At 67.2% G+C, this 18,014-nt stretch carries 17 protein-coding genes and 2 tRNA genes; 12 read left to right on the top strand and 7 right to left on the bottom strand.

From position 1 onward, the window contains the following. Positions 1–22 precede the first annotated feature (22 nt). The 4 genes from pepN to ACZYX4_RS11515 all read left to right on the top strand — a co-directional run bounded on the left by pepN (position 23) and on the right by ACZYX4_RS11515 (position 4,363). A complete protein-coding gene (pepN, locus tag ACZYX4_RS11530) occupies positions 23–2,578 on the top strand; it encodes an aminopeptidase N (protein ID WP_463875956.1) in 2,556 nt (851 codons plus the stop codon). 26 nt (positions 2,579–2,604) lie between these two features. After that, positions 2,605–3,090, top strand: coding sequence for an OsmC family protein (locus ACZYX4_RS11525; RefSeq protein ID WP_463875954.1), 486 nt, complete (start codon positions 2,605–2,607; stop codon positions 3,088–3,090). A gap of 150 nt (positions 3,091–3,240) precedes the next feature. After that, a complete protein-coding gene (locus ACZYX4_RS11520; protein WP_463875952.1) occupies positions 3,241–3,900 on the top strand; it encodes a mechanosensitive ion channel family protein in 660 nt (219 codons plus the stop codon). Positions 3,901–3,904: 4 nt separating this feature from the next. Further along, complete coding sequence (locus ACZYX4_RS11515; RefSeq protein ID WP_463875950.1) at positions 3,905–4,363, top strand: globin; 459 nt, start codon at positions 3,905–3,907, stop codon at positions 4,361–4,363. 44 nt (positions 4,364–4,407) lie between these two features. Here the strand turns inward: ACZYX4_RS11515 and ACZYX4_RS11510 are convergent, their stop codons facing one another. Both ACZYX4_RS11510 and ACZYX4_RS11505 read right to left on the bottom strand, forming a co-directional pair. Continuing rightward, entirely contained in the window at positions 4,408–5,115 is a 708-nt protein-coding gene (locus ACZYX4_RS11510; protein WP_463875948.1) for a Pr6Pr family membrane protein, read from the bottom strand. Between the two features lie 96 nt (positions 5,116–5,211). Beyond that, a complete protein-coding gene (locus tag ACZYX4_RS11505; RefSeq protein ID WP_463875946.1) occupies positions 5,212–5,871 on the bottom strand; it encodes a DUF8185 domain-containing protein in 660 nt (219 codons plus the stop codon). A 63-nt stretch (positions 5,872–5,934) separates the two neighbouring features. Here ACZYX4_RS11505 and tesB point away from each other — a divergent pair, with 63 nt between their 5' ends. Continuing rightward, the gene (tesB, locus tag ACZYX4_RS11500) at positions 5,935–6,915 is read left to right on the top strand and encodes an acyl-CoA thioesterase II (RefSeq protein WP_463875944.1); all 981 of its coding nucleotides are present in this window, start codon (positions 5,935–5,937) and stop codon (positions 6,913–6,915) included. Between the two features lie 118 nt (positions 6,916–7,033). Here tesB and ettA read toward each other — a convergent pair whose 3' ends face one another. Next, positions 7,034–8,716: an energy-dependent translational throttle protein EttA gene (ettA, locus tag ACZYX4_RS11495; protein WP_463875942.1), complete on the bottom strand. Its 1,683-nt coding sequence runs from the start codon at positions 8,714–8,716 to the stop codon at positions 7,034–7,036. A gap of 135 nt (positions 8,717–8,851) precedes the next feature. Beyond that, positions 8,852–9,418, bottom strand: a complete 567-nt coding sequence (gene ssb / locus ACZYX4_RS11490; RefSeq protein WP_463875940.1) for a single-stranded DNA-binding protein — start codon at positions 9,416–9,418, stop codon at positions 8,852–8,854. Positions 9,419–9,660: 242 nt separating this feature from the next. Here ssb and ACZYX4_RS11485 point away from each other — a divergent pair. After that, positions 9,661–9,736 (top strand) — tRNA-Arg (locus tag ACZYX4_RS11485). 251 nt (positions 9,737–9,987) lie between these two features. Then, complete coding sequence (locus tag ACZYX4_RS11480) at positions 9,988–10,527, top strand: LapA family protein (protein WP_463875938.1); 540 nt, start codon at positions 9,988–9,990, stop codon at positions 10,525–10,527. Positions 10,528–10,907: 380 nt separating this feature from the next. Here the strand turns inward: ACZYX4_RS11480 and map are convergent, their stop codons facing one another. Continuing rightward, positions 10,908–11,675, bottom strand: a complete 768-nt coding sequence (gene map / locus ACZYX4_RS11475) for a type I methionyl aminopeptidase (RefSeq protein WP_463875936.1) — start codon at positions 11,673–11,675, stop codon at positions 10,908–10,910. Between the two features lie 44 nt (positions 11,676–11,719). Here map and ACZYX4_RS11470 point away from each other — a divergent pair, with 44 nt between their 5' ends. Continuing rightward, a complete protein-coding gene (locus ACZYX4_RS11470) occupies positions 11,720–12,400 on the top strand; it encodes a DNA alkylation repair protein (protein ID WP_463875934.1) in 681 nt (226 codons plus the stop codon). Here ACZYX4_RS11470 and mptB read toward each other — a convergent pair. After that, positions 12,393–13,949 (bottom strand): polyprenol phosphomannose-dependent alpha 1,6 mannosyltransferase MptB, encoded by a 1,557-nt coding sequence (mptB, locus tag ACZYX4_RS11465; protein WP_463875932.1) that lies wholly within the window; start codon positions 13,947–13,949, stop codon positions 12,393–12,395. The genes ACZYX4_RS11470 and mptB overlap by 8 nt on opposite strands. Positions 13,950–14,151: 202 nt before the next feature. Between mptB and orn the strand changes: the two genes are divergently transcribed. From orn to def, 4 genes are all read left to right on the top strand, one after another. Further along, positions 14,152–14,775, top strand: coding sequence for an oligoribonuclease (orn, locus tag ACZYX4_RS11460; protein ID WP_463876163.1), 624 nt, complete (start codon positions 14,152–14,154; stop codon positions 14,773–14,775). A 193-nt stretch (positions 14,776–14,968) separates the two neighbouring features. Beyond that, positions 14,969–15,041 (top strand) — tRNA-His (locus ACZYX4_RS11455). Between the two features lie 106 nt (positions 15,042–15,147). After that, positions 15,148–16,302 carry an acyl-CoA dehydrogenase family protein gene (locus ACZYX4_RS11450; RefSeq protein ID WP_463875930.1) on the top strand — a complete coding sequence of 385 codons (1,155 nt, stop codon included), beginning with the start codon at positions 15,148–15,150 and terminating at the stop codon, positions 16,300–16,302. 38 nt (positions 16,303–16,340) lie between these two features. Continuing rightward, entirely contained in the window at positions 16,341–16,913 is a 573-nt protein-coding gene (gene def, locus ACZYX4_RS11445) for a peptide deformylase (protein WP_463875928.1), read from the top strand. A 161-nt stretch (positions 16,914–17,074) separates the two neighbouring features. On the opposite strand, the gene ppk2 is transcribed toward def, so the two are convergent. Beyond that, positions 17,075–17,971 carry a polyphosphate kinase 2 gene (ppk2, locus tag ACZYX4_RS11440; protein WP_463875926.1) on the bottom strand — a complete coding sequence of 299 codons (897 nt, stop codon included), beginning with the start codon at positions 17,969–17,971 and terminating at the stop codon, positions 17,075–17,077. Positions 17,972–18,014 lie beyond the last annotated feature (43 nt).

Below are 18,014 nucleotides of genomic sequence, written 5' to 3'. Positions count from 1 at the left end.
TGGAGGCCCAACTTTGCCCGGAATGAACCTGACGCGCGCCGAAGCACGCGAGCGCGCCGAACTGATCGCCGTCGAGTCCTACGAGGTTGAGCTTGACCTGACCCGCGGGGCAAAAGTCTTCGGCACCACCACCGCCGTGACGTTCACAGCCAAGCCGGGGTCCTCGACATTCATCGACGCCGTCACCGACGCCGTGCAGAGTGTGACCCTGAACGGGCGCGAGCTGGACCCGGCCGAGGTATCCGACGGCACCCGCATCCAGCTGCCGGATCTGGCGGCGGACAACGAGCTGCTAATCGTCGCCGAGGCACCGTACATGAACACCGGCGAGGGGCTGCACCGCTTCGTGGACCCGGTGGACCATGAGGTCTACCTGTACACCCAGTTCGAGGTTCCGGATTCCCGGCGGGTGTTCGCCGTGTTCGAGCAGCCCGACCTCAAGGCCAGCTTCACATTCACGGTCATTGCCCCCTCGCACTGGGATATCGTGTCCAACTCCCCCACCCCGGCGCCGGTCGAGACCATCCCGGGCACCGACGGCGGTGCCCGCTCCGTCTGGGAGTTCACCCCCACCCCGCGGCTCTCCTCCTACGTCACCGCCCTGATCGCGGGGCCGTACCAGTGCGTCCGCAGCGAAGTCGTCTCCGCCGACGGGAAGGTCACGCCGCTGGGCGTCTTCGCCCGCAAGTCCCTCATGCAGTACCTCGACGCGGACAACATCTTCGAACTCACCCGCCAGGGTTTCGAGTTTTTCGAGGCCCAGTTCGGCTGCCCGTACCCGTTTGAGAAGTACGACCAGCTCTTCGTGCCGGAGTTCAACGCCGGGGCCATGGAGAACGCCGGGGCCGTGACCATCCTGGAAGGCTACGTCTTCCGCAGCAAGGTCACGGACGCCCAGGTGGAGCGCCGCGCCATCACCGTGCTCCACGAGCTCGCCCACATGTGGTTCGGGGACCTCGTGACGATGCGCTGGTGGAACGACCTCTGGCTGAACGAGTCGTTCGCCGAGTACATGTCCCATCTGGCCGCCGTGGAAAACACCAGGTTCGACCGCGCCTGGACCACCTTCGCCTCGGTGGAGAAGTCCTGGGCGTACCGCCAGGACCAGCTTCCCACCACGCACCCGATCTTCGCCGAGATCAACGATCTGGAAGACGTCGAGGTGAACTTCGACGGCATCACCTATGCCAAGGGCGCCTCGGTGCTCCGCCAGCTGGTGGCGTGGGTGGGGCCGGAGGAGTTCATGGCCGGCGTCCGCGAATACTTCCGCAAGCACGCCTGGCGGAACACCGAACTCAGCGATCTGATGGCTGAACTTGAACAGGCCAGCGGCCGTGACCTGGACCAGTGGGGCCAGCTCTGGCTGGAGACCGCCGGCGTCAACACGCTCACGCCCGAGCTCGCCGTCGGTGCGGACGGGACGATCTCCTCCTTCGCGATCCTGCAGTCCGCCACCGAAGCCCAGCCCACCATCCGCCCGCACCGGCTCGCCGTCGGCTTCTACAACCTCACCGCCGCCGGGAAGCTCGAACGCGTCCACCGCGAGGAGCTCGACGTCGACGGCGGGCGCACGGAGGTGCCGTCCCTGTCCGGGCTGGCCCGGCCGGACCTGATCCTGCTCAATGACGACGACCTCGCCTACGCCAAGGTCCGCCTCGATCCGAAATCCCTCGCCACGGCCACAGCCCACCTCAAGGACTTCAGCCAGAGCCTGCCCCGGACCCTGGTCTGGGGTTCGGCCTGGGATGCGGCGCGCGACGGGGAAACCCCCGCCCGCGGCTACGTGGAACTGATCCTGGCCAACATCGCCGAGGAATCCGACTCCTCGGTGATCCAGGTCCAGCTGCGCCAGCTGGCAACCACCCTGAACTTCTATGTGGCCCCCGAACACAAGGAGGCCACCGCGGTGGCCGCCGCCGACCGGCTCTGGGAGCTCGCATCCGGTGTCCCGGCGGGCTCTGACGCGCAGCTGCAGTTCGTCAAGTCCTATGCCCTGCTGGCCCGCAGCGCCGGACAACTGGACACTGTCTCCGGCCTGCTGGAGGGCACCCTGACGCTGGAGGGCCTGGCCGTGGACCAGGATCTGCGCTGGGAACTGCTGACCTCCCTCGTCGCCGGCGGCCGCGCCGGGCAGGAGAAGATCGACGCCGAACTCGGGCGCGACAACACCGCCACCGGGCAGAACGCGGCGGCCCTCGCCAAGGCCGCCATTCCGACGCCCGAAGCGAAGGCCGCGGCCTGGGACTCGATTGTGGTCAAGGGCGAACTGTCCAATGCGCTCCAGGGTTCAGTCGTCAGCGGCTTCACCCGGGTGCTGGATAGCGCCCTGCTGGGGCCGTACGCAGAGAAGTACTTCGAGGCCGTCCTTGGCATCGTCAGGGACCGCACGCACGCACTGGCCCAGCAAATCGTCGTCGGGCTCTACCCGGCGCAGCTGACCACGCAGGCGACCGTGGACCGCACGGATGAGTTCCTGGCCTCGCTGCCGGAGGACAGCGGGGCCCTGCGGCGGATGATGCTCGAGAACCGCGACGGCGTGGCCCGCGCGCTGCGCGCCCGGCAGGCCGACGTCGGCTAGGACCACCGTTGTCCTAGGCTGGAGCCATGAGCCTCGATGAGCACCGCTATGCGCTGACGGTCCGCTGGACCGGGAACCTTGGCGAGGGGACGGCGTCCTACCGCGGCTATTCACGTGCGCACGACATCGAGATCCCCGGGCTGCCCGTCCTGCGGGGTTCCGCGGATCCGGCGTTCCACGGCGACCGGACCCGCTACAACCCGGAACAGCTGCTGCTGGCCGCCCTGTCCCAGTGCCACATGCTGTCCTTCCTGCACGTGGCCGTGAAGCACGGCGTGGTGGTCACCGGGTATGAAGACCGGGCCGAGGGGCTGATGCGGACCAACCGGGACGGCAGCGGACAGTTTGAATCGGTCACGCTCAAGCCCGTGGTGATCCTGGCGGCGCCGGTGGCGGAGGACCTCCTGGAGGAACTGCATGCCGGGGCGAACAGGGTCTGCTTCATCGCCCGGAGCGTCAATTTCCCGGTGCTGCACGAACCGGGCGCGGTACTCGAGGGCCCGGCGGGCTGAACGGCCCGCCGGAGCCGGCCGGCGTCCCCTCCGCCACCCGGATGCGCAGGGTGCCACGCTACGGCGCTAATGTTGAATGAGACCAGAGCGTGATGCAGCCGGCGATACCGGCCGGCAGCAGCAACGCAGCAACGAGGAGTAAGCCCGCCGATGTACAGCATGACCACGACCGAACCCTTCACGCCTCCGGACATCTCGGCCATCAACGTGCCGGGTGTTCTGATCAGCCTGGGTGTCGGCGTCGCCGTGTGGCTGGTGGCGTCCTTCGTGATCGCCGGAATCACCAAGCGCGTCGCCGCGGGCAGCACCATGCTCAAGAAGCCGCACTTCCGCTGGGTGGCCCCCGCCTTCCGTGCGCTGGACCACGAGCGCCGGGTCCAGCGGGCCCACACCGTCGGTGCACTGCTCAGAAGCGTGGTGGGCGTCCTGTTGTCCGTGCTCACGAGCGTGTACGTGCTCAAGAACCTGAACGTGGACGTGACGCCGATCCTGACCAGCGTGGGAATCCTCGGTATCGCCATCGGCTTCGGCGCCCAGCAGCTGATCCGCGACTTCCTGGCCGGCATCTTCATCACCATGGAGGACCAGTACGGGATCGGCGACATCATCGAGACCTCCGAAGTGGTGGGCACCGTCGAGGCCATGAACCTGCGGATCACCCGGGTCCGGGCGGAGGACGGCGCCATCTGGTACCTGCGCAACGGCGAAATCCTGCGCGTGGGCAACCGCTCCCAGGGCACCTACCTTCCCCCCGTCACGCCGCCGGCGGACGACGCCGACAATGCAACCCAGCAGAAGGCCAGTGAATAGCACCATGACGATTCCCAGCGCCGGCGAATCCCGCCAGCCCCAGCAGTTGCTGCAGAACGATCCCTTCAGCCGGCCCGGCTACACGGACAACTTCTACGACGCCGTGGGCGGCCACGAGACCTTCGTGAAGCTGATCGATGTGTTTTACGACGGCGTGGCGGCCGATCCGCTGCTGCGGCCGATGTATCCGGAGGAGGACCTGGGCCCCGCCAAGCGGCGCTTCCTGATGTTCCTCGAGCAGTACTGGGGCGGCCCGACGACGTACGGCGAGGAGCGCGGGCACCCCCGGCTGCGGATGCGGCACCAGCCCTTCCGGGTCACCCCGGAGGCCAAGGACCGCTGGCTGTTCCACATGCGCACCGCGGTGGATGCCCTGGAGCTGCCCCCGCTGCACGAGGGGACACTCTGGGACTACATGGAGCGGGCGGCCCTTTCCATGGTGAACAGCCCGTCCGAAGCCTGAGGCCGGACCCCACTGGTTCGGTGCGGTCCCTAGTGGACCCGTAGTCAGCGCCGGCCGTGGCCTGTGGCCAGCGCGGCGCGCCCGTTGCCGGCAACGTGCACGAGGAACGCGATCACCAGGAATGCTACGAGGACCTGCGCCGTCGTCGTCAGCGCGGCCGGCCAGCCGCCGTCGAGCGTGGGATCGAGGAAGTCATAGACGTACCAGCCGTCGATCGCACCGCGCGCCCACGAGAAGACGAGAAACGCGACGGGGTAGCTGAGCCACACGATCGGCCGCCACCACGTGCCGCGCACCGTCCTGGTGACGAGGAGCCAGTCGAGCGTAACGAACAGCGGCGCCAGCCGGTGGTGCGCGAGCTGGGGCCAGTACATGTCCCAGCTCCACCACGGCTCATCCGGCGGGGCCACCAGCACGGCGTAGATGATGCCGGTCATCACCAGATAGAAGACCAGGGCCCCGAACAGGTGGTCCCACCACTCCGGCAGCCGGGTCCGCGTCCGGGCGGCGGACGCGATGAGGACGAGCCCGAGGACGAGGTTGGACTGGACCGTGAATTCCGAGTAGAGCTGGAAGATGTCCACGTCGGTGCCAGGGAGCGTCGCGTCGCAGGTCTTTTGGGCGAGGGCGACGAGCACGAAAACGCCGACCGCGAAGCGGAGCAGGCGGATCCAGCCGCGGTCCGGATGCAGCGCATCGTTGAAGCTGAGATGTCGCTCGATCGGGGGGTCCAGCACCGGTACGCCGCTCATGCGCTCAGTATGTCAGACTCGTTTTGATGTCAGAGTCGTCTTGGCCGGAACGGGAGAAACAGCCGTCCTGGAAACCGGCCGCCAAGGCAGGAGGCGCTAAAGGCCCGTACCTGTTCGGGCCAGGACATGCCCGCGGGCTCCGCTGAGCCGGAACCAGCGGCCGGCCCGGTAGAGCTGCTGTTCACCATCTGCGAGGAAGCCGAGGGTGAGGGCCGCGAAGGCGGCGCCCAGCGGGAGCCCGCCGGCACCCGCCAGGTCCCGCCCCCAGACCGTGGCGCGGGCGTTGTTGACGATCAGGGCGCCGGGTTTGTCCGGGATGATGGCGGCAATCTCGGTGATGCCGGCTTCGGCGGACCGGCGCAAAGCGGAGTCCGGCAGCGTGGCCACGGCCTCCCAGCCTGCGCGGGGAGCGCCGACGCCGGCCCAGGACTCGGTGACGGTCACCGGCGGCAGCGGCAGGTCGACGTCATTCTCCCCCGCACGCGCCAGCCGGTCCAGCACCGCGGAGATCGGAACGGTGACATCGGTGTCCGCCGGCTTCGCCAGGGCGATGGTCCGCAGCCCGAGGATTGTCGGTGTCGACTCCCCCAGCAGCCGCGGCCGCAACACACACACATAGGCGGCGAGCACCGGGCCGGACGCCTGAAGGCGGATGGCTCCGTCATCGACGGTCCTGGCGCGGGTGGCGAAGGTGCGCAGATCGGCGAGGTCGCGGGGATCGGTGAACTGCAGGGACTGGGTGAGGACGTCAGACACAATATCGACTCTACCGGCTGTGTCCCGCTGGGGCCTTACAGGAGGGACGTCTAGAGTCGAACCATGACTGAAGCCGAAGCCCGATTGCAGGGCCCGCCGACACAGGACCCCACCTCCTCGCTCCTCCAACTGCTGAACCTCGGTGAGCTGGAGGGTGCCCGGACGGATGAGGACATCTTTATGGGCCCCTCGCAGCAGCAGCCCCGGCACCGCGTGTTCGGGGGCCAGGTGCTGGCCCAGTCGCTGATCGCCGGGAGCCGGACGGTTCCCGAAGGGCGGGGCGTGCATTCCATGCACGGATACTTCCTGCGGCCGGGGGATGCCAACAAGCCGATCACTTTTGGCGTGCAGCGGCTGCGGGACGGCCGCTCGTTCTCGGCACGGCGTGTCCACGCATACCAGGAGGGCATGCCCATCCTGTCCATGATCGCGTCGTTCCAGGACGAGGACGAGGGAATCGAACACCAGACCCAGATGCCGGCCGGCATCCCCGCGCCGGAGTCGCTGCCCAGCACGGCGGACCTGCTGGGCAAGTTCGACCACCCCGTGGCACGGCACTGGGCCTACGAGCGGCCCTTCGACATCCGGCACGTCGACCCGGCACTGTACGTCTCGGCCAAGGGCCGCAAGGAACCGCGCAACGCCGTCTGGATGAAGACCTTCGGACCCATGCCGGACGATCCGGACCTGCACCGTGCCGCCCTGGCCTATGCCAGCGACTACACCCTGCTGGAATCCATCCTCCGCAAGCACGGGATGAGCTGGATTACCCCGGGGATGTCGGTGGCCAGCCTGGACCATGCCATGTGGTGGCACCGGCCGGTCCGGGTGGACGAATGGCTGCTCTACGTGCAGGAGTCCCCCAGCGCCCAGGGGGCCCGCGGGCTGGCCACCGGCAAGATCTTCAGCCGCGACGGCCGGCTTGTGGCCACGGTGGCGCAGGAAGGCATGATCCGGGTTCCAACGGACCTCAGGAACAAGGTCAAGGGCGCCGTCCAGTCCAAGGTCCTGCAGCACCAGATGCGTAAGGCCGAACGCGGCTGATCCTCCGGGCTCCGGAGACCGGTTGCCGGTCGCCGGTCACCGGTCACCGGTGAAAAGTGAAGGCCGGCTCCCCCACTGGGGAGCCGGCCTTCACTTTTCCGCTCTGTGTCTCGCGGGCTTAGTCGCGGGTGAGGCGGCGGTGGGTCACGCGGTGCGGCTTCGCTGCATCCGGGCCCAGGCGCTCGACTTTGTTCTCCTCGTAGGCTTCGAAGTTGCCCTCGAACCAGTACCACTTCGACGGGTTCTCCTCGTCGCCTTCGTAGGAGAGGATGTGGGTGGCCACCCGGTCCAGGAACCAGCGGTCGTGCGAGACCACCACGGCGCAGCCCGGGAATTCGAGCAGGGCGTTTTCGAGGCTGCTGAGGGTCTCGACGTCGAGGTCGTTAGTCGGTTCATCGAGGAGCAGCAGGTTTCCGCCCTGCTTGAGGGTCAGCGCGAGGTTCAGGCGGTTGCGCTCTCCACCGGAGAGCACCCCGGCCTTCTTCTGCTGGTCCGGGCCCTTGAAGCCGAAAGCGGCGACGTAGGCACGGGACGGCATTTCCACGTGGCCGACCTGGATGTAGTCGAGGCCGTCGGAGACAACCTCCCACAGGGTCTTGTTCGGGTCGATGCCGCCACGGCTCTGGTCCGCGTAGGAAATCTTGACCGAGTCGCCGATTTTCAGCTCGCCGCCGTCGAGGGGCTCAAGCCCGACGATGGTCTTGAACAGGGTGGTCTTGCCGACGCCGTTCGGGCCGATGACTCCAACGATGCCGTTGCGCGGCAGGGTAAAGGACAGCCCGTCGATCAGGGTGCGGTCCTCGAAGCCCTTCTGCAGGTTCTTCGCCTCGAGGACGAGGCCACCCAGGCGCGGGCCCGGCGGGATCTGGATCTCTTCGAAGTCCAGCTTGCGGGTGCGGTCGGCTTCGGCAGCCATTTCCTCGTAGCGGGCCAGACGGGCCTTGGACTTGGTCTGGCGGCCCTTGGCGTTGGACCGGACCCACTCGAGTTCTTCGGTGAGGCGCTTGGCCTGCTTGGCGTCCTTCTTGCCCTGGACTTCCAGGCGGGCGCGCTTCTTTTCGAGGTACGTGGAGTAGTTGCCCTCGTACGGGTACAGGTGGCCGCGGTCCACTTCGGCGATCCACTCGGCAACGTGGTCGAGGAAGTACCGGTCGTGGGTCACGGCGAGGACCGCGCCGGGGTAGCTGGAAAGGTGCTGCTCGAGCCAGAGCACGCTTTCGGCGTCGAGGTGGTTGGTGGGCTCGTCGAGGAGCAGCAGGTCCGGCTTCTGGAGCAGGAGCTTGCAGAGTGCGACGCGGCGGCGCTCACCACCGGAGAGCAGAGTGACGTCGGCCTCCGGCGGCGGGCAGCGGAGGGCATCCATGGCCTGCTCGAGCTGGGAATCAAGGTCCCAGGCATCGGCGGCGTCGATCGCTTCCTGCAGCTGGCCCATTTCCTCCAGGAGGACATCGTAGTCAGCATCGGGGCTGGCCATCTCTTCGGAGATCGCGTTGAAGCGCTGGATCTTGCCGATGATCTCGCCGACGCCTTCCTGGACATTGCCCAGGACGGTTTTGTCCTCGTTCAGCGGCGGTTCCTGCAGCAGGATGCCAACCGTGTAGCCGGGGCTGAGCCGGGCCTCACCGTTTGAGGGAGTGTCCAGTCCGGCCATGATCTTGAGAATGGTGGACTTACCTGCACCATTCGGACCGACAACGCCAATCTTGGCCCCCGGGAAGAAGGACATGCTTACGTCATCGAGGATAAGTTTTTCGCCAACGGCCTTGCGGGCCTTGGTCATTGTGTAGATAAATTCCGCCATGCCTACAAATCTAGTGGTTCCGCCGGGATAACTCACATTCAGGCCTCCCCATCCACCCCTGCCGCGGCCCGGAGCCAGCCCGGCAAGGCCCAACGCCGGGGCTGGCCGGTGCACGGCCCCGGCGTAGCCGGGCATTCAGGCGGCCGCCCCTTTCAGTTCGCCCGTTTCCTCATCGAGCTCCTCCACCTCGCCGCTGACGTCGTCGACGAAGACACCGTGGGCGGCGGGCACGTCGTCGTCGTTGTTCACCTCGTAGTCCTGGTCGTCCTCCTCGTCCTCCTCACGGTTGTCGTCCGGAGGGAGGGCCGCCGGACCGGACGGGCTGGCCGCTGCCTGCGCACCATTTGCGGCGGCGCGGATGAAGTTGGCGGAACCCCACATGAGGTCGTGGCCGACGGACTCGGCGTCGATTTCCACCACGTGGTGAATCCGGCCGTCCTTTTCCCAGCTCCTTATCTTCAGCCGTCCCGTGACAACGACCGGCTGGCCCTTCTTGATGCTGCAGCCGATGTTGCCTGCCAACTGCCGGTAGGCCTGGACCGCGAACCAGTTGGTGGTCCCGTTAACCCACGTGTTCGTGGCGCGGTCGTAGCGCCGGTCGGTGGATCCGATCCGGAACCACGCCGTCGCCACCCCGCCCGGTGTCGTCGAAGTCTTGACCTCCGTGGCGACGAAGCCGCGGACCGTGATGTTGTCACTCATTCTCATGTCCTGTCTCGAAATGTCGTGCCCTAGCAGGCTCCTTCAGCTTCACTCCGGGGGCGGCTGTCCGCGAGAGGCCGGGCCCGCCATGTGGATAACCACACCTGGGCAGGCCCGTGAAGAGCAGGGTGCTGTTGACTGCGGGCCCCAGGCCGGCAGGTGTTCCTGACGCCGAACAGCCGCAGGGCACGGTAAGCTTTTCGAGGCGTCCCCCGGCAGCAGCCGGGCGAATACGCCGGTACGCCCCAGTAGCTCAGGGGATAGAGCAGCGGCCTTCTAATCCGCCGGTCGGGGGTTCGATTCCCTCCTGGGGCACCAGAGCGCGGCTCTGGCCTGCCGGAACTTTCCGCAGGCCGGAGCCGCGACCTCGACCGACAGAGGCTCGAAGCCTGACCCGCGGAACACATGGATGCCGCCGGACTCAACCTTTTCCTGGTCCTCAAGGTTGCTGCAGCGCGCCCTCCGCCCGCATGAGCCCGTTCGCCGTCAGAACTCTTAGGATGGAGTGGACAGGCAGGACACCAGGGGCAGCCTGCGCGCCCTGCCCGCAACTGAAAGGTACGGCCGCCATGACCCAGACACCCCGCGGATTTGACCCCCGCGATCCCAACGACGCGTCGCTCTCCGACCAGTACCCCGGGGCGTCCGACCAGCACCCGGGGGCGGCTGACGTCCCGTCCGGCTCCGCCGAGGGGGACTACCAGAACGCAGGCCCGGCAGGGGGCACCGCTATGGTTTCCAGAGCTCCAGCAGCCGCAACGCCGGCACCGAACGGGGAAACTCCCCTTGCTGAGGCGCCCGAAACGCCGGCACCTGCCCCGGAACCGCGCCAGGTGACCCGTGCCGGTATGGTCTGGGCCGCAGTTGCCAGCGGACTGGTGGTGCTGATCCTGCTGATCGCCTTCATCCTGCAGAACCAGGATTATGTGCTGGTGAAATTCTTTGGCCTCGAAGGCTCCGTTCCGCTGGGCATTGCCCTGTTCATCGCGGCTGTCGGCGGCGGGGTGCTCGTCGCCATCGCCGGGGCCGTCCGCATCATTCAGCTCCGGCTCGCCGCGCATCGTCAGCGCGTCAGCCGGCCGGCCGGAGCGGGGACGCGCACGCGCTGACATCGGCAGGAGCTGACCGCTTACCGAGGGGTGATGCGCACCTCCGGGGGCAGGGAGCCCTGACCACCGCCGCGGCGGACTGGCCCGACGTTGAGCGTCCCTTCGGCATCCGCGGCGAGCCGTCGCGCGGCTGGAGCCGGTTCTTCGCCCTGGTGCGCCGTCGGTCCCCGCGGCTGCTATCCAGGATCCTGGGTCTTTTCCTGGCGGCCGGCTTCGACGTGGTCAGCGACGCGGTGCCCGGCCGTTCCGTCGTCCGCGTGACGGCACCCGGAACAGCGGCACTGCCCCGTCCGTCCGGTGCCGTCCGTCCAGTCCAGTCCAGTCCCTCCGGTGCATTCCGGCGCGGCGCCGCCACCGTCCCGTACGGCAGGGTCAGGCCCCTACGGCAGGGTCAGGATGACCGGCCCGTCCTTCGTGATGGCCACGGTGTGCTCGCTGTGGGCCGCGCGGCGGCCGCTGTCCGAGCGGAGGGTCCACTCGTCGTCGTCGTGGAAGTAGTCGTCCTTGCCGCCCAGAATCAGCATCGGCTCGATCGCGATGACCAGCCCCTCTGTCAGCTTGATGCCTCGGCCGGGCCGGCCCTCGTTGGGAACGTGCGGCTCGGCGTGCATGGTCTTGCCGATCCCGTGGCCGCCGTGGTCCGCCAGCAGCCCGTAGCCGGCGCGGCGTGACGCCCCGCCGATCGCGTAGCCCAGGTCCCCCATCTTGTTCCCGATCCGGGCAGCCTCGATGCCGCGGGCCAGGGCGGCGTCGGTGGCGTCGATCAGGGCCTGGTCCGCGGGGTCGGCCGTGCCCACAATGAAGCTGATCGCAGCGTCCCCGCACCAGCCTTCGAGGAACGCCCCGCAGTCCACGCTCAGGAGGTCGCCGTCCTGGAGCCGGTAGTCGGTGGGGATGCCGTGCACCACGGCATCGTTGACGGACGTGCAGATCACCCCGGGAAAAGGCACCGAAGCCCACCGCGGCTTGTAACCCAGGAAGGCCGGCGTCGCCCCGGCGGCGGCAATGGTCGCCGCGGCCAGCCCGTCCAGTTCCTTCAGGGACACGCCGACGGCGGAGGCCTCCCGGACGCGTTCCAGCGTGTTTGCCACCACCCTGCCGGCTTCGCGCATCAGGGCAATCTCGGCGGGACTCTTGATCATCGACATACCTTCAACTTTAGGGCCAGCCGGAGCGTGGCTAAAGTTGCCCCATGGCCAACGCTGAGCTCATGTCCGCAATCCGATCGGGGCTGCGGGCTGCCGCCGATCCGGCCCGGGCCGCGGGGGCGCAGGCCTACCTGAAGTCCGAGATGCCCTCGCTGGGGGTCCGGGTTCCTGAGGTCCGGCGGATCGCGAAGGCCGCCGCCAGAGAGCTTCCTCCCGGTTCCCTCCACGAGTTGCAGTCCACCGTGCTGGAACTGTGGCGCGGCGCCAGCTGGCGGGAGGAACGCTACGCGGCCATCGACCTCACAGGCCTGAGGCTGGCCGCCGGTGAGATGAGCATGCTGCCGCTATACGAGGAAATCATCCGCAGCGGCGCCTGGTGGGACCTGGTGGACGGGGTCTCGCACCGGCTCTGCGGGCTGCTGCAGACGCACCGGGAGGAGATGTCCATCGTGCTCCGCCGCTGGAGCACCGACACCGATTTCTGGATCCGGAGGGCAGCCATCACCGCGCAGCTGGGCGCCAAATCCGCGACGGATCCTGCACTGCTCGCAGCCGTCATCGAACCGAACCTGGCCGACCGCGAGTTCTTTATCAGGAAGGCGATCGGCTGGGCCCTGCGTGACTACTCCGCCACGGATCCGGACTGGGTCCGGAACTTCGCGGCGCGGCACGGCGGGGCGCTCAGCCCGCTCTCCCGCCGCGAAGCCGTGCGGAACCTTAGATAACCGGGCGGGTGGTGACTGGTTCCTCGGACTTGCTGAACAGCAGCTTGGTCTTGGGGTCCAGGAAGATCAGGTAAAGAGCGAAGAGCAGGGCAATGATCGCGGCGGCGTTGCGGGCCAGGGCCAGTGCCAGGCCGAGATCCGCTGCCTGCAGATAGGGGAACACTTCCAGCTGGTCCGAGATCGCGTACACCATAAAGAACGACACGATGAAGTACAGGGCCTTGACCTGCCAGTCGTCGCGGATGCCTGTGACCGCGAAGAGCGGAATAAGCCAGACGACGTACCAGGACTGGATCATCGGGGCCAGGACGACGACGGCCGCGAACGCCAGTGTGAGGCGGCGTATCAGCCGGTCGTAGTCACCGCGGAAGACCTGCCAGCCAATGATGCCGAGCGCCAGCAGCTTGCCGGCGTCGTACACCCACTTCGCCAGCCCCCAGCCGTCGAGCCCGAATGCGTTGAAGATGGAAGCGACCACCAGGCCCAGCAGCCCGACCGGGGCGTACCAGATCCAGATGCTGCCCGGGGCGGAGAAGCCGTTGATCCAGCCGAAACCGAAGCCGTTGACCAGGCTCATGGCGTACAGCAGGGCCAGGCTGATCCCGGCGGTCAGCCCCCAGAACACGAACTTCCGCGGCCAGCTGGCGTTCTTTCCAGCCCAGAGCAGGCCGATGAAGGGCAGGAAGACGATGGTGATGGGCTTGACCGAGATGGACAGGGTCACCAGGACCAGGCCGAGGATGACCCGGCGGGTGGCGCAGTAGTACAGCCCGGCCAGGGCCAGCCCGATCATGAGGGCGTCGTTGTGGACGCTGGCGATGAAGTTGGTGAGGAAGAGCGGGTTGGCGGCGGTCAGCCACAGGGCGCGGTGCGGGTTGACGCCGTGCAGTTCGGCGAGCTTGGGCACGTAGATGATGCACAGCACGATTCCCACCAGCGCGGCGAGGCGGAACAGCATGATGCTGGCTTCCGGGTGCACGTTGGTGGACCAGACAACGAACTGCTCGATCCAAAGGAAAAGCTGTCCATACGGCACCGGCGCCTCGGTCCACATCTTGTCGGCGCCGAGCTGGAAGTAGTTCGACAGCGCGGAGATGCCGTTTTCGTACGGGTTGAAGCCCTCCACCATCAGGCGGCCCTGCCCGATGTAGGCGTAGACGTCGCGGCTGAACAGCGGCACGGAGAACATCAGGGGCAGCCCCCACAGGACGACCGCCTGCAGCGTGGCTTTGCGGGCCTCCGCCCCCCAGACCCGCACGCGCTGGCCGAGCCTGAGCCAGGCGCGGACGAGCAGCATCCCGCCGACGGCCAGGAGCACAATGCACAGGGCGACGCCGACAGCTTCGGTACGCATCCAAATGAACAGCGGTATGCGTCGGAGCCCGGAAGCCGGCGCGAGCCAGCCCACCCCCAACGAACCGATCGCCATCAAGAGAGAGCCGACGAATCCCGCCAGCAGCGGTGAACGGGCGTTGTCCACGTCAGCAGCAGTTGCCGCCGGGGACGTGCCGGCAGCCGTTTTCCCCGCCGCAGGCACAGGCACCGTCATCTCAGGATCGTCCAATCTCTTGTGGGGCTTTTCTGCGCGCTCTGCCGGCCGTGTAAAACCGGCCCGGGGCACGCCGCGATGACGAAAAAATTTCAACGCCCGCGTACCCGAAATCCTAACATCGGGCCGCCCTGCCGCGACGAAACGGTAGGCTGGGCGCGTGCCTATATCTAATGAACGCATCGTCTGGATCGACTGCGAAATGACCGGCCTGGACTCCATCAACGACGCCCTCATCGAGGTGGCCGCGCTGGTGACGGACTCGGAGCTCAATATCCTCGGCGACGGGGTCGACGTCGTCATTAAGCCCGATGACGCCGCGCTGGCGCAGATGAACGACTTCGTCCGCGACATGCACACCCGCTCCGGGCTGCTGGCGGAGCTCCCCCGCGGCAAGACCATGGCGGAGGCCCAGACCATCGTCCTGGACTACATCCGGAAGTGGGTGCCTGAGCCCAAGAAGGCCCCGCTCGGCGGCAATTCGGTGGGAACTGACCGTGTCTTTTTGGTCCGTGAAATGCCGGAAGTCGTGGAGCACCTGCACTACCGGGTCATCGACGTGAGCACCATCAAGGAACTGTCCCGCCGCTGGTACGCGCGGGCCTACTTCCAGTCCCCCGCCAAGCTCGGCGGCCACCGGGCCCTCGGCGACATCCAGGACTCCATCGACGAGCTGCGGTACTACCGCGAGGCCGTTTTCGTCCCCGCACCGGGGCCGGACAGTGCCACGGCGCAGCAGATCGCCAGGAAAGTCATGGGGGCGGCGGCCGAACCGGAAACCGCCGGGGCTACCTCCGAGGCTCCCTCCGGGACGCCGGCGCCGTAGCGCCTGTACTGACCTCGCAGCTCACCCCGCAGCCAGCCCCGCGGCTGGCCGCCGGGAGTAATCTGCGCCACGTTTGCGGAAAAATTTTGGCGAAAACCCGAAAAGTGGCAAAAGCAGCCCCGAAGAGCAGGTAAGCTGTTTGTCGTTGCCTTTTCAGCCAGCCGGTCCGCCGGAGGGCATGGCAGGGCACATGGTGGGCGTAGCTCAGTTGGCAGAGCGCCTGGTTGTGGTCCAGGAGGTCGCGGGTTCAACCCCCGTCGCTCACCCTCACGAAGGACGGCAGTAATTGACCGACCTTGGACGAAGGCCGTACCGGATATCCGGTGCGGCCTTTGTTGTCGGTCCATGGAACCGTGAACGGAAGGAAACGCCATGAAGCGCACGCTTTTTGAAGAAGACCACGAAATGTTCCGTGAGATGGCCGCCGAATTCAACACACGCGCCGTGGCACCGCACTACGCCCAGTGGGACGAGGAACACCTGATGTCCCGCGGGCTGTGGACGGCGGCCGGCGAACAGGGCCTGCTGGGCCTGGCCGTGCCGGAGGAATTCGGCGGCATGGGCATGAACGACTACCGCTTCCGCGCCGTGCTGGACGAGGAATTCGCCAGGAGCAACCACCTCGCGGTGGGCCTGGCCTTCCACCTGCACGATGACATGGTCCTCCCCCACCTGCTGGCCTACGGCTCCGAGGACCTCAAGAGCCGCTGGCTTCCCGGCATGGCCTCGGGAGAGACAGTCACCTCGATCGCCTGGACCGAGCCCGGCGCGGGTTCGGACCTCCGCGGCATCCGCACCAAGGCGGTGCGCGACGGCGACGACTGGCTGATCAGCGGCCAGAAGACCTTCATCGGCAACGGCGTCTCCGGCGACGCCTCCCTGGTCCTGGCCCGCACCGACGGCAGCACCGGCCGCGGGAACCACAACTCCTTCTCCCTGTTCATGGTCGGCAAGGGCGAGGGCTACAACACCGGCAAGCAGCTGGACAAGATGGGCCTCAAGGCCTCGGACACCGCGGAACTGTTCTTCGACAATGTCCGGGTTCCGCACACGGACCTCATCGGCGAGGAGGGCAAGGGCCTGCAGTACGCCGCCGAGCAGCTCCCCCAGGGCCGGCTCGCGATCGCGGTGGCAAGTTCCGCCGTCGTCCGCGCCAGCTACGAGGCCACCGTCCGGTACACGAAGGACCGCAACGCCTTCGGGGAGCGGATCATCGACTTCCAGAACAGCCGTTTCGAACTCGCCGACATCCTCACCGAGGTCGAGGTCACCGAAACCTACGTGGACCAGGCCATCCGGGCCTTCAACGCCGGAGAGCTCGACGCCGCCTCCGCCGCCCGCGCGAAGCTGTGGGCGTCCGAACGCGCCAAAACCGTCACCGACCGCTGCCTCCAACTGCACGGCGGCTACGGCTACATCCTGGAGTACCCCGTGGCGCAGGCCTTCCTGGCGGCCCGGCTGCTGACCATCTTCGGCGGCACCAACGAAATCATGCGCGACGTCGTCGGCCGCACCATCGCCGGCTGACCCGCCGCTCACCACAGCACCAGAGGAACTTTACTGACATGACCGTTCTGCCCATCACCATCTGGGGCGAGCCCGTTCTGCACCGCCGGGCCGCCGAGGTCGAAGCCTTCGACGACGAGCTCCGGACCCTGATCGCCGACATGGTCGAGACCAACGACGCCGCCAACGGCGTCGGTCTCGCCGCACCCCAGGTCGGGGTGGGCAAACGGCTGTTCATCTACAAATATGACAACGACGACGGCGCCCCGCCGTCCGGCGCCGTCGTCAACCCGGTGCTGACCCTCTCCAAGATTTCCGGGGCGCTGCCGGATCCGGACGAGGAAGAGGAAGGCTGCCTGTCCTTCCCGGGCGGGCAGTACCCGCTCAAGCGCGCGGAGTGGGCCCGGGTGCAGGGCTTCGACGGGGACGGCAAGCCGGTTGATTTCGAGGCGACGGGATGGTTCGCCCGGGTGATCCAGCACGAATACGACCACCTCGACGGCAAGCTCTACGTCAACCGGCTGATCGACCGCTACGCCCGCAAGGCCAGGAAACAGGCCCGGAAGAGCGGCTGGGGCGTCCCCGGCCTGACATGGATGCCGGGCGTGGACCCGGACCCCTTCGGACACTAGGGCCCCGGTTCATTTCTCCCGGTCGACGGCGGCCAGGATCGCCGCCCCCGGTTCGCCCGCCTGGTGAACTGGGGCCACACCCTTCGGCTCCGGGACAGCGCGGGCCCGGAACATGGCCCGCAGCTGCTCGCCGAGGTCGGGGGGAATTCCCGCCCGGCGGGTTAGTCCTCGCTGCCTTTGAGCAGGATCGAGGCGTGATCCGGAACGTACCGGAACAACTCCCGCGGCGGGCGCGTGTAGTTGACGGCCTTGGGCCTTTCCGGCAAGGTCACCTGCTCCGTCCGGACTTCGGTGTAGTCAATACTGGAGAGCAGATGGGCGATCATGTTGATCCGGGCCCGGCGCTTATCCTCCGCCTCGACCACGTACCAGGGTGATTCGGCAGTATCTGTCTGCATGAACATGTCGTCCTTGGCCCGGGAATAGTCTTCCCAGCGGAGAATCGCTTCCCGGTCCATCGGGGAGAGTTTCCATTGCCGCATCGGATCATCCAGCCGGGACTTGAAGCGCCGTTCCTGTTCGGCATGGCTGATCGAAAACCAGTATTTGAACAGCAGGATGCCGTCCTGGACCAGGAGACGCTCAAAGACCGGGCACTGGGCCATAAAACGCTTGTGGTCCGCGGGAGTGCAGAATCCCATCACATGTTCGACGCCGGCCCGGTTGTACCAGGAGCGGTCCATCAGGACGATCTCCCCCGCGGCGGGCAGATGCTGCACGTAACGCTGGAAATACCATTCACCCCGCTGCCGATCCGTTGGTGCCGGAAGCGCGACAATGCGGGCAACGCGCGGATTCAGGTACTCCGTGAGCCGCTTGATCGCGCTGCCCTTGCCGGCGGCGTCGCGTCCCTCAAAAATCACCAGCACACGCGCCCCGGTGCTGCGGACCCATTCCTGCAGCGCGACGAGCTCAGCCTGGAGCCGGAAGAGCTCCGCCTCATAAACGCTCAGGGGCATCCGCCCGCCGCGTTTCGAGGCGTTCTTCTTGGCGCCCTTACCGCCAGACTTCTCCTTGCCGGAGCCGGACTTGCCGGCGCCGTCCCTGCCATGTGCCATGGTTCCCGTTCCACTCGTTGCGGCGGACTCACGTGTCGCCAGT

The organism is Pseudarthrobacter leeuwenhoeki (assembly GCF_055412885.1).
This window is presented reverse-complemented; position numbering and strand designations above follow the sequence as displayed.

Excerpts from the sequence above, each read along its gene's own strand:
- pepN (WP_463875956.1), top strand. The coding sequence starts at position 23 with ATGAACCTGACGCGCGCCGAAGCACGCGAGCGCGCCGAACTGATCGCC.
- ACZYX4_RS11525 (WP_463875954.1), top strand. The coding sequence starts at position 2,605 with ATGAGCCTCGATGAGCACCGCTATGCGCTGACGGTCCGCTGGACCGGG.
- ACZYX4_RS11520 (WP_463875952.1), top strand. The coding sequence starts at position 3,241 with ATGTACAGCATGACCACGACCGAACCCTTCACGCCTCCGGACATCTCG.
- ACZYX4_RS11515 (WP_463875950.1), top strand. The coding sequence starts at position 3,905 with ATGACGATTCCCAGCGCCGGCGAATCCCGCCAGCCCCAGCAGTTGCTG.
- ACZYX4_RS11510 (WP_463875948.1), bottom strand. The coding sequence starts at position 5,115 with ATGAGCGGCGTACCGGTGCTGGACCCCCCGATCGAGCGACATCTCAGC.
- tesB (WP_463875944.1), top strand. The coding sequence starts at position 5,935 with ATGACTGAAGCCGAAGCCCGATTGCAGGGCCCGCCGACACAGGACCCC.
- ettA (WP_463875942.1), bottom strand. The coding sequence starts at position 8,716 with ATGGCGGAATTTATCTACACAATGACCAAGGCCCGCAAGGCCGTTGGC.
- ssb (WP_463875940.1), bottom strand. The coding sequence starts at position 9,418 with ATGAGTGACAACATCACGGTCCGCGGCTTCGTCGCCACGGAGGTCAAG.
- ACZYX4_RS11480 (WP_463875938.1), top strand. The coding sequence starts at position 9,988 with ATGACCCAGACACCCCGCGGATTTGACCCCCGCGATCCCAACGACGCG.
- map (WP_463875936.1), bottom strand. The coding sequence starts at position 11,675 with ATGTCGATGATCAAGAGTCCCGCCGAGATTGCCCTGATGCGCGAAGCC.
- ACZYX4_RS11470 (WP_463875934.1), top strand. The coding sequence starts at position 11,720 with ATGGCCAACGCTGAGCTCATGTCCGCAATCCGATCGGGGCTGCGGGCT.
- mptB (WP_463875932.1), bottom strand. The coding sequence starts at position 13,949 with ATGACGGTGCCTGTGCCTGCGGCGGGGAAAACGGCTGCCGGCACGTCC.
- orn (WP_463876163.1), top strand. The coding sequence starts at position 14,152 with ATGACCGGCCTGGACTCCATCAACGACGCCCTCATCGAGGTGGCCGCG.
- ACZYX4_RS11450 (WP_463875930.1), top strand. The coding sequence starts at position 15,148 with ATGAAGCGCACGCTTTTTGAAGAAGACCACGAAATGTTCCGTGAGATG.
- def (WP_463875928.1), top strand. The coding sequence starts at position 16,341 with ATGACCGTTCTGCCCATCACCATCTGGGGCGAGCCCGTTCTGCACCGC.
- ppk2 (WP_463875926.1), bottom strand. The coding sequence starts at position 17,971 with ATGGCACATGGCAGGGACGGCGCCGGCAAGTCCGGCTCCGGCAAGGAG.